Below are 18,052 nucleotides of genomic sequence, written 5' to 3'. Positions count from 1 at the left end.
TGCCGTACCGTGACATAAAACAAATGGAAAAAGGACAGCTCATGGCACTCATGCCCATCACCGAATCGATGTTTCTGATCGCCGAGTCACGGGAGCACCCGATGCACGTGGGCGGGTTGCAACTGTTCATTCCACCGGGGGATCCGCACGAGTTCGCGCAGGAGGTGCATCGCAAGTTCACCACTGGTGAGGTACACGAGTTGTTCCGCAAACGGCCTGCCCGGCCCGTGCAGATCATGGGAAACCTGGCGTGGGCATTCGACCAGGACGTCGACTTCGAGTACCACGTCCGACGGGCCGTCCTGCCCTCGCCGGGGCGCATCCGCGAGCTGTTCCAGTTCCTATCGCTCAATCACAGTTCCCCTCTCGATCGGTACCGGCCGATGTGGGAACTGCACATCGTGGAGGGTCTGGCCGACGGCCGAGTTGCGTTGTACACCAAGATGCATCACTCGCTGGTCGACGGCGTCAGCGCTCTGAAGCTGTCGATGCGCACGCTCACCGGTGATCCGGAAGACCGCAACGGGGTGGCCACCTGGGACCCGTCGCTGTTCCGCAAGCGCAAGAATCAGGCCGTCGCCGAGCAGCCCGGGCGGCTGGCGCAACTGGGTAGCGGGCTTTCGGTGGGACGCAAGATTGCCGGCGACCTGGTGGATTTCGCGCCTGCCTCCGCGCGAATCGGATTGCGCGCGTTGAAGAAACAGGGCGCACAACTACCGCTGCAGGCACCGCGGACGATGTTCAACGTGCCCATCGGCGGCGCTCGACGCTTCGCGGCGGAGAGCTGGTCGATCGAGCGTATTCGTAAGGTCGGTACCGCTCTCGATGCAACGCTGAACGACATGGTGCTCGCGATGTGCGCCGGAGCGTTGCGTGCCTACCTCATCGATCAGAACGCGCTCCCCGAGGAGCCACTGATCGCCATGGTGCCGGTCTCGCTGCGCAAGGAGGGTGACAGCAAGGACGCCGGTAACTCCGTGACGACCATTCTGTGCAACCTGGGGACCGACGAATCCGATCCGCTGCTCCGCCTCGAACGCATCAAGGAGTCCACCGTCCGAGGCAAGCAGATGATGGGGGAGCTCAACACCCTCGAAGCGCTTGCCGTCGGTGCAATCACCATGGCCCCGTTGTTGTTCGGGCCGGTGCCGGGATTCGTCGACTACACCCCGCCGCCGTTCAACGTGATCATCTCCAACGTGCCGGGTTCCAAGGAAGACCTCTACTGGAACGGCGCGAAACTCGACGGCATCTACCCGGCGTCCATCGTGTGCGACGGGCAAGCGCTCAACATCACCGTCGCCAGCAACGGCGATTCGTTGAACTTCGGGCTCATCGGGTGCCGACGCAGTGTGCCGCACCTGCAGCGGATGCTCACGCATCTGGAGAACACGTTGGAGGAGCTCGAAAAGGCGGCGTAGCCCCACGTGAGTGGAACCTCGTAGTGGGCTACGAAGTTCCACTCACAAGGGCTTACTTCTCCTCGTACTTGGGGAACACCGGCGTCGGGGCCGGGAGAGCGGTGCCGGGAACCGAACGTGTTGCGATGTCGGCGAATTCGCGGTTCGACGCCCCGAGCAGGTCGAGAATGCGCGACGCGGAATCGGGCATGACGGGCTGGGCCAGGATGCTCACGATGCGCAACACCTCGATCGTCACGTACAGCACGGTGGCCATGCGATCGGGGTCGGTCTTGCGCAGCACCCATGGCTGCTGCAGCGAGAAGTAGCGGTTGGTCTCGCCGAGTACCGACCAGATCGCTTCGAGCGCGGAATGGATTGCCTGCACGTCGAATTCGCGGCGGCAGATCTCCAGCAGCGCGTCCGCGCGGGCCAGCATCGCCTCGTCCTCGGCGGTGAAGTCACCCGGTGTCGGAAGCTGTCCTTCGAGGTTCTTCGCCACCATCGTCAGCGAACGCTGCGCGAGGTTGCCCAGTTCGTTGGACAGGTCGGCATTGACGCGGGCGACGATTGCCTCGTGGCTGTAGCTGCCGTCCTGCCCGAAGGAGACCTCGCGAAGGAAGAAGAAGCGCACCGGATCGAGGCCGTAGTTCTCCACCAACGAGTCGGGAGTCAGCACGTTGCCCAGAGACTTGGACATCTTCTCGCCCTTGACATTCAAGAACCCGTGCACGAAGACCCGCTTGGGTAGCTCGATGCCTGCGGACATCAGGAATGCCGGCCAGTAGACGGTGTGGAATCTCGTGATGTCCTTGCCGATGACGTGCAGATCGGCGGGCCAGAACTTCCGGTACGCCTCCGAGTCGGTCTCGGGGAAACCCGCACCGGTGAGGTAGTTGGTCAACGCGTCGACCCACACGTACATCACGTGCGCGGGATCGCCGGGTACCGGCACACCCCAGTCGAATGTGGTCCGAGAGATCGACAGGTCGCGCAGACCGCCCTTGACGAAGTTCACGATCTCGTTGCGGCGCGTGTTCGGCGCGATGAAATCGGGCGACGCGTCGTACATCTCGAGCAGTTTGTCCTGGTACTGCGAGAGCCGGAAGAAGTACGACGACTCCTCGGTCCACTCGACGGGCGTGTTCGTCTCGGTCGCGACGCGGGAGCCGTCCTCGGTCAGGGTGGTCTCGGCCTCGGTGTAGAACGCCTCGTCGCGGACCGAGTACCAGCCGGAGTAGGAGTCGAGGTAGATGTCGCCGTTCGCCTCCATCCGTCGCCACAGTTCCTGGCTGGCGGCATGGTGGTCGGCATCGGTGGTGCGGATGAAGCGGCCGTAGGAGCTCTGCAGCAGATCGTGCGCCGCCTGGAAGGCGTCGGAATTGCGCGCCGCGAGCTCGCGGACGTCGATGCCCTCGTTCTGCGCGGTCTGCTGCATCTTGAGGCCGTGCTCGTCGGTTCCCGTCAGAAAACGCACGTCGTAGCCATCGAGGCGCTTGAAGCGCGCGATCGTGTCGGTGGCGATGTATTCGTACGCGTGCCCGATGTGGGGTGCTCCGTTGGGGTACGCGATTGCCGTGGTGACGTAGAAGGGTGGCCGTGAGGCATCAGCTGGCGCAGTCATGGTGCGCCTACTCTATCCAGCGTGAGTAGAGAACGTCCCGCGCCACCGCTGCCCGATGCCGTCGGCACCCTCGTCGACGCCCACACCCACCTCGATGCCTGCGGAGCGACCGATGCCGCGAGCGTGGCCGCGATCGTCGATCGCGCCGAGTCGGTGGGGGTCACCCGGGTGGTCACGATCGCCGACGACCTCGACGCCGCGCGCTTCGCCGTCGACGCTGCATCCTGGGATCCGCGAGTGTGGGCGGCGGTCGCGATCCATCCCACCCGCGCGAACGTGCTCGACGACGCAGCAAAGGCCGAGATCGAACGACTCGCGGCCGATCCCCGCGTCGTCGCTATCGGCGAAACGGGTCTGGACTACTACTGGCCCGGCAAGCTCGACGACTGTGCGACGGTCGCGGAGCAGCACGAGGGATTTCGCTGGCACATCGATCTCGCCAAGCGCCTCGGGAAGCCGCTGATGATTCACAACCGCGAGGCCGACGAGGATCTGCTCGCGGTCCTGGTCGCCGAGGGCGCTCCGGAGACGGTGATCTTCCACTGCTTCTCCGGCGGGCCCGAGACCGCCAAGGCCTGCGTCGACGCCGGTTACGTTCTCAGCTTCTCGGGGACGGTCAGTTTCAAGAACGCGCATGCGCTGCGTGAGGCCGCAGTGTTGGTGCCCGACGAGTTGGTGCTGGTGGAAACGGATGCTCCGTTTCTCACGCCGCATCCGTTTCGCGGTGCACCCAACGAGCCGTACTGCCTGCCGTACACCGCCCGGGCGCTGGCCGAGGTTCGTGGCCAGGACCCGGCCGAACTGGCGGCGCATGCCACGGCGAATGCCGAGCGGGTGTACGGGCTCTAGCTCCTTGGGTTGCGGCGGAGGTACTAATTCGTTACCGTACCGTGACCGAACTCGGGCGTTTCGACCCCGAAGTCACGCTTGCAACCGCCAGGAATACGAAACTTGTCGACTATCAGACGCCTCAACTCCGCTCGTTCGACCACGCTCTACCTGGTCATCGCGGCCCTGTTGATGACGCTGGTCGCCGGGGGCGTGATGGCGGTGAGCCGTCACAAAACCGTGACCATCGACGTCGACGGCGACATGATTTCGCTGAGCACGATGAAGACCGACGTCAACAGCGCTCTCGTCGATGCCGGCTACACGCCGTCGGACAAGGATCTGGTCGTTCCCGCGCCCGACTCCGGGCTGAGTGACGGCGACACCGTCGTGCTGCGCCGCGCTCGCGAGATCACCCTGAACGTCGACGGCAAGCCGGAGGAGATCTGGACCACTGCGTTGACCGTCGAGGAAGCTCTGCAGCAGACGGGCCTCGCCGAGGACGTCCACGTGTCGGCGTCTCGCTCCGAGCGGTTGCCCCTCGACGGCACCGAACTGGACGTGGCCCTGCCCAAGCAGGTCTCGCTGGTCGACGGAGGCAGTCCGGCAACGCCGGTGACGCTCGCCGCTCCGACCGTGCGCGAATTCCTCGAAGCAGCGGGCAAGCCGTTGGAAGAGGCAGACACCGTGTCGCCGGATCCGGATGCCGCCGTCACCGACGGTGCCGAGATCGTCGTCACGCGCGACCGGACCGTCACCAAGACCGAGACCACCGACACCGATGCCCCGGAACAGCGCATCGAAGATCCGTCGATGAACATGAGCAAGACCGTCGTCGAGAACCCCGGCGCTCCCGGCGTCTCCGACATCACCTGGAAGATCAACATGGTCAACGGGGTCGAGGCCGGACGCGAGAAGATCGACGAAGTCGTCAAGGTGCCGGCGCAGCCGAAGACCGTTCGCGTCGGTGCCAAGCCCGGCACCGAGGTCCCACCCGTGGAGAACGGTGCGATCTGGGACGCGCTTGCTCAATGCGAGGCAACCGGCAACTGGGCCATCAACACCGGCAACGGTTTCTACGGCGGCGTGCAATTCGACCAGAACACCTGGGAACGCCAGGGCGGCCTGAAATACGCACCGCGCGCCGACCTCGCCACCCGCGAAGAACAGATCGCCATCGCATCGGTGACGCAGAAGTCGCAGGGCTGGGGCGCATGGCCGGCATGCACCTCGCGTCTGGGTTATCGCTAGTCCCGTAGAGTTTCCGCCGTGTCCGAACATGTGAGGGGAGCTGCGGCTCTGCTCGGTCCTGCCGAAGTCCGCTCTCTCGCTGCCGAGCTCGACGTGCGTCCCACCAAACAACTCGGCCAGAACTTCGTGCACGACGCCAACACCGTGCGACGCATCGTCGCCTCCGCCGGTGTCGGACCTCAGGACACCGTCCTCGAAGTCGGTCCCGGTCTCGGATCGTTGACTCTCGCTCTGCTCGATGTGGCCGACGCCGTTGTCGCGGTCGAGATCGACCCCAAGCTCGCGACCCGGCTGCCCATCACGGTGGCCGACCGCGCCCCCACCCTCGCCGAACGGTTGACGGTCATCGAAGCCGACGCGTTGCGCGTACGGGCCGAGGACATTCCGGGACACCCGACGGCATTGGTGGCGAACCTGCCGTACAACGTCGCGGTGCCTGTGCTGATCCACCTGTTCTCGGAGCTGCCCAGCCTGCGGGTGGCCGTGGTGATGGTCCAGGCGGAGGTTGCCGATCGCCTCGCCGCGGTACCGGGAAGCAAGATCTACGGCATTCCCAGCGTCAAGGCCCGATTCTTCGGTGACGTCAAACGGGCCGGGGCAGTAGGCCGTTCGGTGTTCTGGCCGGTTCCCAAAGTGGAATCGGGGCTGGTGCGCATCGATCGATACGCCGAGCCGCCGTGGCCGACCGACACTGCACACCGGAAGTCGGTATTCGCTGTCATCGACGCCGCATTCGCCCAGCGCCGCAAGACTTTACGAGCAGCCCTCGCGGGGTGGGCTGGTTCACCCGTCGCCGCGGAGCGCAGACTCCGTGAGGCCGGAATCGATCCCACAGCCCGCGGCGAAACGATCGACGCGGCTGCGTTCGTTCGTCTGGCGGCTACCGAGGCCTGACGTCTCGTTCTTACAGGTGAATGTCCGACAGTCGCGTCAGTTCGCTCCACTTCGACGCCTCGGCGCGTGCCGCTGCGACAGGTGCGTACCGGTCGGCCTCGGTGAGACTTCCCAGCTCCAAGCCGGTCGCCGACGCGATGTCTGCTACCGGAACCTGATACGTGCGGTACGGGCCGAGCGGTGGGGGATCGGTCTCGACCCGTAGCGGTTTGTCGAGAATCGGGTCGAGTGACGGCGACTGATCGAGCACGTATCCGGTACACGCCGGTGCCGAATCCTGGGACCACGCGGCAATCTTGAAGAAGCGACGCGGTATGGCAATGCCTCGGTAGATCGGATCGTCGTCGGCGAAGATGCAGCCACTGAACACCGAGAGTCGTTGCCCGTACTGCTCGGCATGGCCCAGTACGTAATCCTCGAGCCCCAGCCACAGAGTTTTCGATTGGTTCAGAGTGGCGGTCTGCGGAGCGCACACCGTGTAGTGGAAGGTATCCGCATTGGCGCGCGTCGCGACCGACAGCTCGCCCCACACCGGATCTCGTCGGCGAACGAGATGCCCACGGTCGAGGTCGTTGTTCGAGTACAACTCGTTCCCCGCCTGCTGCGCTGCCGGAAGCCGCTCGTCCAGACGCCAATCATCGCCTCGCTCCACGTCTTTCAGGCTCGAGCCGTCGATGTTCACGCCGGTGACCGCGGCGAGGCGTCGGGCAGGGTCCATGGACACCGAGAAATGCGTGTACGGAAGAACCACCAGGCCTGCTCGATCCGGAAGCGGAACGTCGATGTCGGCCAGGAAGGTCGGGTCGAAACCGAGTGGGGTCGTCATGGACCCATTGACTCACGCGTCGGTTACCGGAGGGTGAACCGCGGCGAGGTATCGCCGTTCGAGGGCCGCGTGACGCTCGGCGACCACGCGGCATTCCTCTTTCAGTTCCGGCGGGTCGAGCACGGTGAAGTCGGTGTCGAACGCCGCCAGCCAGCGGGCGATCGACGGCAGTGAGTCTCCCGAGAGCACCACCGCACACGAGGTGTCGTCGATGGATTCGAGTGTGCCCCAGTGCTCGTCGATCATCGGGGCGATCGTCTCGATCGGCGCATGCAAGCGAATGCGCGCCTGAACCTGGGTGAACGCGCGGTCGATTCCCTGCGAGACGTAGGCCGCCGCGCCGCCCGCAGGTAACTCCCGCGGCGTGAACCGTGGGCCGGTGGGAATCTTCGGAGTGAGCCGATCCACCCGATACGATCGCCAATCCTGGCGCAGCACATCCCAACCCAGCAGATACCACCGCGCTCCCGCCCGAACCAAGCTGTAGGGCTCCACCTCGCGCCGAGACTCCGAACCGTCGTGCTTGCGGTAGTCGAATCGCAGTCGCTCGTGACCGTGGCACACCGCAGCCACCGTCGAAAGCACCGCCGCATCCACCGCAGACCGCGGGGTGTGCTCCACCACGTCGATCCGGAGGGCGTCGAGCCGATGCCGGATGCGCGACGGCATCACCTGCCGCAGCTTCGTCAACGCACGCAACGACGCCTCGCCGATCCCCGCCACCGACCCACCGGCCGCCGACTGCAGGCCGAACGCCACCGCCAACGCCTCGTCGTCGTCGAGCAACAACGGGGGCATCTCGGCACCCGGTCCCAACTGATAGCCGCCGCCGACGCCCGGCGTCGCATTGACCGGATAACCGATATCGCGCAACTTGTCGACATCGCGCCGCAGCGTGCGAGGCGTCACGTCGAGCCGTTCCGCCAGCTCTGCACCCGCCCAATCGCGCCGGGTCTGCAGAAGCGACAACAGCCGCAACAGCCGGGCCGAGGTTTCCTTCATATCCACACAATGCCACCGAATGCGGACACCTTCGGTCCTCTTTACCGACCCGACCCCCACCGAAGTCCACTCAACGTGACATTGACCCCCGAAAAGTCCACTCAACGTGACATTGACCCCCGGAAAGTCCACCGAACGTGACATTGAGTACCCCCAGGTGGGCCGTCTGATGGTGAACCCGGCCCCTGTTTCTCCACTACTGTGGTTAAACGTGCTGTCTGTCGTTCCCACGCCCGTTGTCGTTCGGGCCCCGTCGAAGGTGAATCTGCATCTTTCGGTCGGTGACCTGCGTCCCGACGGCTTTCACGAGTTGACGACGGTGTTCCAGGCGCTGTCACTCTCCGATGAGTTGTCGGTCGTTCCGGCGAAGGCGTTGTCGGTTCGGGTGCGCGGCGACGACGCGAAGGTCGTTCCGACGGATGCGCGGAACCTGGTCTGGAAGGCCGCCGAGTTGTTGGGCCGTCGGGTCGGGCGCGAGCCGTCGGTGGAGATCACCATCGACAAGGGCATTCCGGTCGCCGGCGGCATGGCGGGCGGTAGTGCCGATGCTGCCGCGACGTTGGTTGCGCTCAACGCGATGTGGCATCTGGAGCTCTCGCGTGACGAGCTCGACGAGGTGGCGGCCGAGCTCGGTAGCGATGTGCCGTTCTCGTTGCACGGCGGTACTGCGGTCGGTACCGGCCGCGGTGAGAAGTTGCTTCCGGTGCTCTCGCGTAACAACTTTCATTGGGTTCTGGCGTTGGCTAAGGGTGGTCTGCAGACCCCTGCCGTGTACGGCGAGCTCGATCAGTTGCGGGCCAAGGGCGATCCGCCCAGGCTCGGCGGCACCGAGGATCTGATGCATGCCCTTGCGTCGGGTGATGCGCGGGCCCTCGCCCCGCTGTTGGGCAACGATCTGCAAGCCGCTGCGGTCTCGCTGATGCCGCAGTTGCGTCGCACACTGAGAGCGGGTGTCACTGCGGGTGCGTTGGCGGGCATCGTGTCCGGCTCGGGCCCCACCTGCGCGTTCCTGTGCGCCGACGCCGATGCGGCGGTGTCGGTGAGCGCTGAATTGTCCGGTGCAGGCGTGTGCCGCACCGTCCGTGTTGCGAGTGGACCGGTTCCCGGTGCTCGTGTGGTCACTAGTGAATCGAATGGTTTTTCCTGATGGTCAATCTCGTCAATCTCGAAAACGTCAGTAAGTCCTTCGGCGTCAAGCCTCTGCTCGACGGCGTCTCCCTCGGTGTGCAGGAGGGCGAACGCATCGGCATGGTCGGCCTCAACGGCGGTGGCAAGACCACCACCCTTGAGGTTCTCGCCGGCATCGAACCCCCCGATTCGGGACGCGTCAGCCGCGTCAACGGACTACGGATGGCCGTCGTCACTCAGCGTGGTGTGTTGCCGCCCGGGTCGACGGTCGGTCAGGTGGTACTCGATCCGCTCGGGATGGCCGAGCACGAGTGGGCCGGCGATTCGCGGGTACGAAACATCCTGACCGGCATCGGTATTGCCGATCTGGGTCCGGCCGGTAGCTCCGGACTGGACGCGCCGATCGACAACCTCTCCGGTGGCGAGCGCCGACGAGTCGCGTTGGCAGCAGCCCTCGTTCAGGATCTGGATCTCTTGGTGCTCGACGAGCCCACCAACCACCTCGACGTCGAGGGCGTGCAGTGGCTGGCCGCGCACCTGGTGAGCCGTCGGAGCGCGCTACTGGTCGTCACGCACGATCGGTGGTTCCTCGACACCGTCGCCAATCAGACGTGGGAGGTCGTCGGGGGTGGCATCGAAACCTACGAGGGTGGCTACAACGATTGGGTCTTCGCGCGTGCAGAGCGCTCCCGTCAGGCCGACGCATCCGAGGAGCGGCGTCGCAACCTCGCCCGCAAGGAACTCGCATGGCTGCGCCGCGGTGCTCCCGCGCGAACGTCCAAGCCCAAATACCGCATCGAGGCCGCCGAGGCATTGATTGCCGACGTACCGCCGCCTCGTGACTCCGTCGCGCTGTCCTCCTTTGCACAGCGCCGTCTGGGCAAGGTCGTCATCGAACTCGAGGACGCGCGCCTGGAAACTCCCGACGGCCGTGAGCTGGTCAAGGACTTCACGTGGCGTCTGGCTCCCGGCGAGCGCGTCGGTCTCGTCGGCGTCAACGGCTCGGGTAAGACGACGATGCTGCGTACGCTCGCCGGTGAACTGCAGCCCGCTGCGGGCAAGCGCATCCAGGGCCAGACCGTCAAGATCGGGTGGCTGAAGCAGGAATTGGACGACCTACCCAAGAAGCTGCGTGTCCTCGACGCGGTCAAGGAGGTGGCCGAGCGGATCACGTTGGGCGACAAGGAGATTTCCGCCGGGCAGCTCGCGGAAAGGCTGGGCTTCACTCCAGCTCGCCAGCGCACGCCCGTCGGAGACCTGTCCGGTGGCGAACGACGCCGCCTGCAGTTGACGCGAGTCCTGATGGCCGAGCCGAACGTGCTGTTGCTCGACGAGCCGACCAACGACCTGGACATCGACACCCTGCAGCAGCTCGAGGACATCCTGGACGGCTGGGCGGGCACGCTCGTCGTCATCAGTCACGACCGGTACCTGATCGAGCGCATCTGTGACTCGACGTGGGCACTGTTCGGTGACGGCAAGCTCACCAACCTGCCCGGCGGCATCGAGGATTACCTGCGCAGGCGGGCCGTCCTCGCCGCCGACGCGACGCCGGACTCGTTGACCACCGGCGGGGTGCCGCGGAAGGCAACCCGTGATGCGGCTTCGGAGCGGGCTGCCCGTAAGGAACTCAGCAAGCTCGAGAAGCTCGTCATTCGCCTGTCCAAGCGGGAGACCGAACTGCACGCCGAACTCGCCGAGGCTGCCACTGCGCCGGACAAGCTCGTGGCCCTCGACACCGAACTCAAGCAGGTCCTCGCCGACAAGGAGGTCGCCGAGGAACGCTGGATGGAATTGGCCGCCGAACTGGAGTAGAGGGCTTCGCCCATGTGAGTGGTAACTCGTAACCTGCTACGAAGTTTCATGCACATGCGCGCAGCGCATACTGTGGTCATGGCATCGGTCGTCGCAGAAGTGATGGGTTCGGATTTCGCTCGTCTGCATCCCAAGGTCCAATGGCGTTTCGGTTTGCAGTCCTCGGATCATCGGGCTCAGTTCGGGGTCGGTGTGATGGAGGAGATGACTCATTCGCGTCTCGTTCCCCCGCCGCTGCTGTGGGCGGGTCGTAAGCGAGGCCTGTTTCCTGCTGGGGTGGGCAAGGATGTGCCCTTCACCATCGCCAACTATGCGTACGTCGACGAATTAGGCCGAGAGACAATGTCTTTCGTGCGTCGCTTCGCGTTCGCTGCGCGTCCGCAGGGGATGAATTCGGTGATGGTGTCGTCCGCCGAATCCGACGCATATGCGCTCGACTATCTGGGGTTCTCGTCGGACATGGTGGTGCACACCACGTGTGCGGTCGACTCCGACGGTGGGTTGGTGCTCGAGAGCGAGGTGCCGCGGTTTCTGCTCGGTCCCATTGCGCCGAAGTTGCCGAAGGTGGCCTCTGCGGTCACGATCGGCCGGGAATGGTGGGACGCGGCGGAGGAACGGCACCGCATCGAGATCGAAGTCAAGAGCCCGGTGCTCGGCCAGTTGTTCCTGTATCGCGGGTGGTTCACCGCCGAGGAGCGCGAGTGCCGTCCCGCCGACATACCGTCCGACGCGCGGCCGCGCTCGATCGAATCACGCGAATAGCGTTACTGTTACGCGTCGATCGAAGCAGGTGAAAGGGAGTCCGCAGTGGCCGTAGTCGAAGCCGAGGTTGTCGGTGGTGTCGGGCATATCGTCCTGAACCGGCCGGAGGCCCTGAACTCGTTGAACGAGGCCATGATCCACGGCATTCGCGCGGCACTCGATGCGTGGCGGGACGACGACACCGTCGGTTCGGTTCTGGTGACGAGCAGTTCACCGCGCGCGTTCTGCGCCGGCGGAGACATCAAGGCCATCAGGCAGGCCGTGATCGACGGCGACCGAGAAGCCGGGCCGCGCTACTTCTCTGCCGAGTACGACCTCGACGAGATTATTGCGACGTACCCCAAGCCGTATGTGGCGGTCGTCGAGGCCGCGGCGTTCGGGGGAGGGTTAGGAATCTCGGTGCACGGCAGCGTGCGGATCGTGACCGAGAACGCTCTTCTGGCGATGCCGGAGACGGCGATCGGATTCGTTCCCGATGTGGGCTCGAGTTACTTCCTGTCCCGGTTGCCCGATCACATCGGACGCTACTTGGCACTGACAGGCACCCGGATCACCGGATCCGACGCTGTGACACTGGGATTGGCGACACACTTCTGTCCCAGCGAATCCGTTCAGGCGCTGAAGGACGACATTCTCGGTGGCACCGATCTCGGTGCAGCGCTCGATCGACACACCACCCCGCCGCCGACGACGGAATTGTCGTTCGACGCGAAAGCGGTGGCCACGGTGTTCGAGAAGACGTCGCTCGTCGACATCATCGATGCATTGGAGTGCGATACTGCGTGGTCTCGCACTACCAAGACTCAGTTGGCAACGCTGTCGCCGACGTCCTTGATGGCCACCGATGCCCTGATCGAGCGGGCTGCGGACAGTACGTTGCGGGAGTGCCTCGATCGCGAGTTGCGGCTGGCGACATGGATCATCACGGAACCGGACTTCGCCGAGGGGGTGCGCGCAGTGCTGGTCGACAAGGACCGCGCGCCGCAGTGGAAGCCTCTGGTGCTCGAGATGGTGCGACCAGAGGCCTTCCAGCAGCTGCTGTGACCGTCAGTGGGTCAGCGGTAACCCTTGGCGGGGTTCTGCAGGTCCAGCACGATGGTCTGGCCGTTGGAACGCACGTGGATCTCCGGGTTCTGCAGACCACCGGAGACGAGGTATTCGCCGAGGAGCTGAAGCAGCTCGTCGGGTCCGACGGAAGTGTCGGGGGTGCGGATGTCGCCGGTGCGGCTGCCGAGTTCGTTCTGGGTCAGCCGACCCGCGATACGAACCGAGGCGACGCCCATGGCGGTACGACGGTCGGGTGCCTGGCCGCGGCCGAGAGACGGCGACGTGCTGCCGCTGGAGGCGTGAGCGGTGGAACGGCCGTTCGTGGGCAGGCCGTGTTCTGAGATCTGATCGCTGGTAGTCACTTCAACCTCGTTCGATTCCGTGGCGGGCTTCTCTGATGCTGCGGGCTGTGGAGCGGATGCCGTGTCGGTGGACGTGACCACTGCCGCCGGGAAATCGGTGGTGGTTTCGGCCGCCTTCTCGGCGGGTGCAGCTACCGAACTGTCGGTGCGGGCGCCGTTGGACGGAGTGGAATCGGACTTCGGCGGCGTCGCCAAACGATGCGAGGGAGCGCCACCGACCTTGATCCCGGCCAATGGGTAGTTCGTTCCCTTAGTCATGTCGTTTTCCACTTCATCGTGATTCTCGGGTGGTTCCGCGCCGAGACGCCATGATCGGAGAACTCACATGACGCCCAACTCGGCGTCGAGCACGCCAAAACGTACTCGAAGTTTGTTCGGACCGCCTGAGAGTAGCATCACGATTGTTTAGATCGCCATTTTTTGGTCCAAAGGCTTGTTCTGAATCCTGAACCACACCACGAAACCCCAGGTCACAAACCCGGCGTATACCAAGTAGAGGACAGCGGACGGGTAGAAACCGGCAATCACCAGCAGCGGGACGCCCACGATGTCCACCGCGATCCAGATGAGCCAGAATTCGGTGAGCCCGCGGGCCATGCCGAACGTCGCCAGCATCGAGCCGGTGAATATCCACGCATCGGCCCACTTGCCGAACGAACCGAGGTACCCGAACAGCTGCGCGAACACGATCGTTCCGACGACTGCGACAGTGATCATCACCAGTCGCTCACGGGCAGTGCCCCAGCGCGGAACGACGGCGGCCCCCGAGTTCTTCGAGCCGCGCATCCACCGGGCCAGCCCGTAGGCGCTGACGGCAATGAACATCAGCTGCCGTCCGGCTTGTCCGTACAGATCCAACGCCTGCGGAGTGTGGAACACCCCGCCCATGAAGACGGTGAACAGCAGCGCATTTCCGATGATTCCCACCGGCCACGCCCACACGACTCGACGCATCCCGCCGACCGCGGAGAGCAGTCCGAAGCCGTTCCCGATCACCTCGCGCCACAGCACCGGGTGGCCCAGCACGCTGAATTCGGCGTCGAGCAGATCTGTCAGCACCGCGACAGGCTACTGATCGCCTGCGGCGACGAGGGGCTCGAGGGTGAGCTCGGGCATCTCCTTCTGGATGTACTGCAGTCGCCACTTGTCGCTGACGAGAGCCAGCAGGGCGCCGTCGGTCCGGGTGAAGATCTCGACGCCGCGCTGACGGCCCAATTCGACGGCCGACGCCGCGTCGGTGCGCCGAGCAAGTGAGTAACCCAACGGTTCCATCCGAGCGTCGACGCCGAATTCGGTCTTCATTCGTGCGGTGACCACCTCGAACTGCATCGGGCCGACGGCCGCGAGAACCGGGGAGGCGTCGCCGCGAATGTCGTTGCGCAGCACCTGAACCACGCCCTCGGAGTCGAGTTGTTCGACGGCTCGGCGGAACTTCTTGTACTTGTCGGCGCTGTCGACGCGCAGTGCCGAGAAGTGCTCGGGTGCGAACGACGGGATCGGTGGGAACTCGACCTTCTTGTCGGTGTACAACGTGTGGCCGGGCGCGAGCGCGGTGGCGTTGACCAGACCGACGATGTCGCCGGGGTAGGCGTTCTCGACCGTTGTCCGGTCACGCCCGAAGACGGTGAGCGCGTACTTGGTGGTGAACGGCTTCTTGGTCTGTGCGTGCGTGACGACCATGCCCCGCTCGAACACACCCGAGACCACGCGCATGAAGGCCAGGCGGTCCCGGTGCGCGGTGTCCATGCCGGCCTGCACCTTGAACACGACGGCACTGAAGGGATCGGTCACCGCGCGCACCCCGTCGGAGACGTCGGCCCGGGGGCCGGGTGCGGGGGCCAGCGCCACCAGGGTGTCGAGGATCTGGCGCACGCCGAAATTCAGCATCGCCGATCCGAAGATCACCGGCGACGTCTGGCCGGCGAGGAACATCTCCTGGTCGTGTTGCTGGCCGCTCGAGATCAGCAGATCGCTCTCCTCGACGGCGGTATCCCAGTCGACGCCCTCGCGCTGCGCGGCGGCCTCGGCCGTCATGAACTCCTCGGGCGCGATCGTGGCACCACCCGCAGTTCGGGTGAAGCGGATGTAGCTACCGTCCTGCACATCGAGCAGGCCGCGGAAGTCACCCGCGATGCCGACGGGCCAATACAGAGGCGTCGGCGTCAGGCCGATGCGTGACTCGATCTCGTCGAGCAGTTCGAGCGGGGACTGACCCGGGCGGTCCCACTTGTTGATGACGGTGATGACCGGGATGCCGAACTGGCGGCACACCTGGAACAGCTTGAGGGTCTGCGGCTCGAGGCCCTTCGCGGCGTCGATGAGCATGACGGCCGCGTCGACCGCCGTCAGGACGCGGTAGGTGTCCTCGGAGAAATCGGCGTGGCCGGGGGTGTCGACGAGGTTGATCACGTTGGTGACCTCGGCGTCGGGGGAGGTCTGGTAATTGAACTGCAGCGCAGTCGAACTCACCGAAATGCCGCGCGCCTTCTCCATCTCCATCCAGTCCGAGACGGTGGAGCGACGGCCGGCCTTGCCGTGAATGGCACCGGCCTCGGAGATGACGCGCGCGTGCAGGGCGAGGGCCTCGGTGAGCGTCGACTTACCGGCATCGGGGTGTGAGATCACCGCGAATGTTCGACGCCTCGCGACCTCGAAATCGAGTTCCCTGGCCGAGTGTCGAGCGGGGCCGGAGTTCGGTCCTGACCCGTCGAGTGCTGCATCGACGTCGGGGGAACTGGGCGGGGTACTCACGAAGGCCTCTATCTCGTAGTCACGGCAACGGCAAAGGTCAAGGATACGCGGCCGGTAACGGTCACCGGTCATCGCGGGATTGCTTAGGGTGAGGGACGCGGAAGGACCGTCGAACGAGGAGATGACGCGTTGAGCAAGTTCACCGACGAGATGTTCGAGACCGCGAGCAGCAGCAAACGTGGTTTGGTCACCGGCGAGCCCGAGGCGGCGTTGCGCCAGTCGTGGGGTGAGATCCACGAGCAGGCGCGGCGGATGGCGGGCGCGTTGGCCGACGCGGGGGTCGAACACGGCGACGCGATCGGCATTCTCGCCGGCCAGCCCGTCGACATCGCACCTGCGTGCCAGGCCACGTGGATGCGCGGAGCGTCGGTGACGATGTTGCATCAGCCCACCCCGCGGACCGATCTGGCCGTCTGGGGCGAGGACACCGAAACCGTCGTCCGGATGATCGACGCGAAGGCGGTGATTCTGGGAGCTCCGTTCGACATCGCCGCACCGGTGCTCGTCGAGCGCGGCATCACTGTGCTGAAGATCGACGACATGAAGTCCGGTCGCGACATCGATCCGGTGCCGACGGCCGAGACCGACATCGCGCTGCAGCAGCTCACGTCCGGCTCCACCGGGTCGCCCAAGGCCGTGCGCATCACGCACGAGAACTTCTACGTCAATGCGTACGCGATGATCGATCGCATCGAGTTCGACGTCAATTCCGACGTCATGGTCAGTTGGTTGCCGCTCTTCCACGACATGGGCATGGTGGGCTTTCTGTCGGTGCCGATGCAGGTGGGTGCCGAGGTCGTGAGCATCACTCCGTTGGACTTCCTGCGCTCGCCGCTGTTGTGGGCCAAGCTCATCGACAAGTACCGCGGAACAGTCACTGCTGCACCCAATTTCGCGTATTCACTGCTGGCGCGTCGGCTGCGTCAGGCGGAGGACGACCTGGATCTGGATCTGTCCACGCTGCGTTACGCGTGGAACGGTGCCGAACCCGTCGACCCCGACACGATGATCGCATTGGCAGAAGCGGGTGCGTCGTACAAGCTCGATCCCGCGGCCCTCGCGCCCGTGTACGGAATGGCGGAAACGACTCTCGCCGTGTCGATTCCGGACCCCGGCCAAGGGCAGGTGATCGACGTCGTCGACGCGGATCTACTCGAAACGCTCGGCCGCGCAGTCCCGTCCACCCGCGGCAACACCCGATCCCTGGCGACTCTCGGAAAGTTCGTTCCCGGTCTCGAGGGCCGCGTCGTGGACAAGGAAGGGCAGGTGCTCACCGCGCGCGGTGTCGGCATCATCGAGGTCCGCGGCAAGGCCGTCACGCCCGGATACATCACCGTCGACGGCCCCGTGCCGACACAGGACGCCGACGGCTGGCTCGATACCGGCGACGTCGGCTACATCACCGAGGACGAACTGGTGGTCGTCTGCGGCCGGGTCAAGGACGTCATCATCATGGGCGGCCGCAACATCTACCCCACCGACATCGAACGAGCCGCGGGCACCGTCGCGGGAGTTCGGCCCGGTAACGCCGTCGCGATCCGCCTCGACGCCGGCGACAAACGCGAAAGCTTCGCTGTTGCAGTCGAAACGAACGATATCGACAACCCCGACGAGGTCAAGCGCATCGAGCGTGAAGTGATCCACGCGGTGCATTCGGAGGTAGGAGTGCGCCCGCGCACGGTGGCAGTCCTGGGGCCGGGCAGCATCCCGAAGACGTCGAGCGGCAAACTGCGACGGGCCAATTCGGTGTCGCTGCTGAACTGATCAGCGCGGGTGCACCCGATTCTGGGCGGCCTCGAGACCGACCTTCAGCAGTAGCTCGGCGGCGTCGGCGGCTTCTTCGATCACGACGCCGAGGTCCTTGCGTTCGGGCGTCGAGAAGGGCTTGAGCACGAACGACGCCGGATCCATCCGTCCCGGCGGCCGTCCGACGCCCACGCGGACCCGCAGGTAGTCCTTGGTGCCGAGGTGCTGAGAAATCGAGCGCAGACCGTTGTGCCCGCCCTCACCGCCGCCGAGCTTGAGTCGCAGTGCGCCGAAGTCGATGTCCAGTTCGTCGTGCACCACCACGATGTTCGCGGGGTCGACGGAGAAGAACCGAGCCAGTGCCGCCACCGGCTGGCCCGAGAGGTTCATGAACGTTCGCGGCTTCGCGACGACGACCGAACGGCCGTCGAGCCGGGCCTGCACGATGTCGGAATTGGACTTCTTGTGCGACGAGAACGACGAGCCGACGCGCCCGGCGAGTGCGTCGGCGACCATGAAGCCCACGTTGTGCCGAGTCTTGTCGTACTGCGGACCGGGGTTGCCGAGCCCGACTATCAGGGCGGGGCCGTTTTCGGTGCTCACGGGCGTCATTCTT

At 65.1% G+C, this 18,052-nt stretch carries 16 protein-coding genes; 9 read left to right on the top strand and 7 right to left on the bottom strand.

The window, feature by feature from the left end; translation table 11 throughout:
* Nucleotides 1-41 precede the first annotated feature (41 nt).
* A complete protein-coding gene (locus JLZ96_RS06910; protein WP_201009723.1) occupies nt 42-1,421 on the top strand; it encodes a wax ester/triacylglycerol synthase family O-acyltransferase in 1,380 nt (459 codons plus the stop codon).
* 52 nt (nt 1,422-1,473) lie between these two features.
* Here the strand turns inward: JLZ96_RS06910 and metG are convergent, their stop codons facing one another.
* Nucleotides 1,474-3,024, bottom strand: coding sequence for a methionine--tRNA ligase (gene metG, locus JLZ96_RS06905; RefSeq protein WP_032364126.1), 1,551 nt, complete (start codon nt 3,022-3,024; stop codon nt 1,474-1,476).
* 21 nt (nt 3,025-3,045) lie between these two features.
* Between metG and JLZ96_RS06900 the strand changes: the two genes are divergently transcribed.
* From JLZ96_RS06900 to rsmA, 3 genes are all read left to right on the top strand, one after another.
* Complete coding sequence (locus JLZ96_RS06900; RefSeq protein WP_032371220.1) at nt 3,046-3,873, top strand: TatD family hydrolase; 828 nt, start codon at nt 3,046-3,048, stop codon at nt 3,871-3,873.
* 102 nt (nt 3,874-3,975) lie between these two features.
* Nucleotides 3,976-5,103, top strand: coding sequence for a resuscitation-promoting factor (locus tag JLZ96_RS06895; RefSeq protein WP_201009722.1), 1,128 nt, complete (start codon nt 3,976-3,978; stop codon nt 5,101-5,103).
* Nucleotides 5,104-5,121: 18 nt separating this feature from the next.
* Nucleotides 5,122-5,997, top strand: coding sequence for a 16S rRNA (adenine(1518)-N(6)/adenine(1519)-N(6))-dimethyltransferase RsmA (gene rsmA, locus JLZ96_RS06890; RefSeq protein ID WP_032364124.1), 876 nt, complete (start codon nt 5,122-5,124; stop codon nt 5,995-5,997).
* 10 nt (nt 5,998-6,007) lie between these two features.
* Here rsmA and JLZ96_RS06885 read toward each other — a convergent pair whose 3' ends face one another.
* Nucleotides 6,008-6,823: a DNA/RNA non-specific endonuclease gene (locus JLZ96_RS06885; RefSeq protein WP_201009721.1), complete on the bottom strand. Its 816-nt coding sequence runs from the start codon at nt 6,821-6,823 to the stop codon at nt 6,008-6,010.
* Nucleotides 6,824-6,835: 12 nt separating this feature from the next.
* Nucleotides 6,836-7,825 carry a YafY family protein gene (locus tag JLZ96_RS06880; RefSeq protein WP_094622328.1) on the bottom strand — a complete coding sequence of 330 codons (990 nt, stop codon included), beginning with the start codon at nt 7,823-7,825 and terminating at the stop codon, nt 6,836-6,838.
* Nucleotides 7,826-8,036: 211 nt separating this feature from the next.
* Here JLZ96_RS06880 and JLZ96_RS06875 point away from each other — a divergent pair, with 211 nt between their 5' ends.
* The 4 genes from JLZ96_RS06875 (at nt 8,037) to JLZ96_RS06860 (ending at nt 12,574) form a co-directional block, all read left to right on the top strand.
* On the top strand, nt 8,037-8,972 hold the full coding sequence (locus JLZ96_RS06875) for a 4-(cytidine 5'-diphospho)-2-C-methyl-D-erythritol kinase (RefSeq protein WP_032364121.1): 936 nt from the start codon (nt 8,037-8,039) through the stop codon (nt 8,970-8,972).
* Complete coding sequence (locus JLZ96_RS06870) at nt 8,972-10,768, top strand: ABC-F family ATP-binding cassette domain-containing protein (RefSeq protein WP_201009720.1); 1,797 nt, start codon at nt 8,972-8,974, stop codon at nt 10,766-10,768. The genes JLZ96_RS06875 and JLZ96_RS06870 overlap by 1 nt, the downstream gene beginning before the upstream one ends.
* A 78-nt stretch (nt 10,769-10,846) precedes the next feature.
* The gene (locus JLZ96_RS06865) at nt 10,847-11,530 is read left to right on the top strand and encodes a DUF4166 domain-containing protein (RefSeq protein ID WP_032364166.1); all 684 of its coding nucleotides are present in this window, start codon (nt 10,847-10,849) and stop codon (nt 11,528-11,530) included.
* A gap of 45 nt (nt 11,531-11,575) precedes the next feature.
* Nucleotides 11,576-12,574 carry an enoyl-CoA hydratase/isomerase family protein gene (locus JLZ96_RS06860; RefSeq protein WP_201009719.1) on the top strand — a complete coding sequence of 333 codons (999 nt, stop codon included), beginning with the start codon at nt 11,576-11,578 and terminating at the stop codon, nt 12,572-12,574.
* Between the two features lie 11 nt (nt 12,575-12,585).
* Here the strand turns inward: JLZ96_RS06860 and JLZ96_RS06855 are convergent, their stop codons facing one another.
* The 3 genes from JLZ96_RS06855 to JLZ96_RS06845 all read right to left on the bottom strand — a co-directional run bounded on the left by JLZ96_RS06855 (nt 12,586) and on the right by JLZ96_RS06845 (nt 15,690).
* Nucleotides 12,586-13,197, bottom strand: a complete 612-nt coding sequence (locus tag JLZ96_RS06855; RefSeq protein WP_201009718.1) for a hypothetical protein — start codon at nt 13,195-13,197, stop codon at nt 12,586-12,588.
* A gap of 147 nt (nt 13,198-13,344) precedes the next feature.
* On the bottom strand, nt 13,345-13,998 hold the full coding sequence (locus tag JLZ96_RS06850) for a nicotinamide mononucleotide transporter family protein (protein ID WP_032364119.1): 654 nt from the start codon (nt 13,996-13,998) through the stop codon (nt 13,345-13,347).
* Between the two features lie 9 nt (nt 13,999-14,007).
* The gene (locus tag JLZ96_RS06845; RefSeq protein ID WP_027496083.1) at nt 14,008-15,690 is read right to left on the bottom strand and encodes a peptide chain release factor 3; all 1,683 of its coding nucleotides are present in this window, start codon (nt 15,688-15,690) and stop codon (nt 14,008-14,010) included.
* A gap of 129 nt (nt 15,691-15,819) precedes the next feature.
* Here JLZ96_RS06845 and JLZ96_RS06840 point away from each other — a divergent pair, with 129 nt between their 5' ends.
* Nucleotides 15,820-17,454, top strand: a complete 1,635-nt coding sequence (locus tag JLZ96_RS06840) for a fatty acyl-AMP ligase (RefSeq protein ID WP_201009717.1) — start codon at nt 15,820-15,822, stop codon at nt 17,452-17,454.
* On the opposite strand, the gene pth is transcribed toward JLZ96_RS06840, so the two are convergent.
* Nucleotides 17,455-18,048: an aminoacyl-tRNA hydrolase gene (pth, locus tag JLZ96_RS06835; RefSeq protein WP_027496085.1), complete on the bottom strand. Its 594-nt coding sequence runs from the start codon at nt 18,046-18,048 to the stop codon at nt 17,455-17,457.
* Between the last annotated feature and the right edge of the window lie 4 nt (nt 18,049-18,052).

The organism is Rhodococcus sp. NKCM2511 (genome assembly GCF_014905595.1).
GTDB classification, from domain to species: Bacteria; Actinomycetota; Actinomycetes; order Mycobacteriales; family Mycobacteriaceae; genus Rhodococcoides; species Rhodococcoides fascians.
Note: the sequence above shows the minus strand (reverse complement) of the source record. Positions and strands in the feature narration are given on the sequence as shown.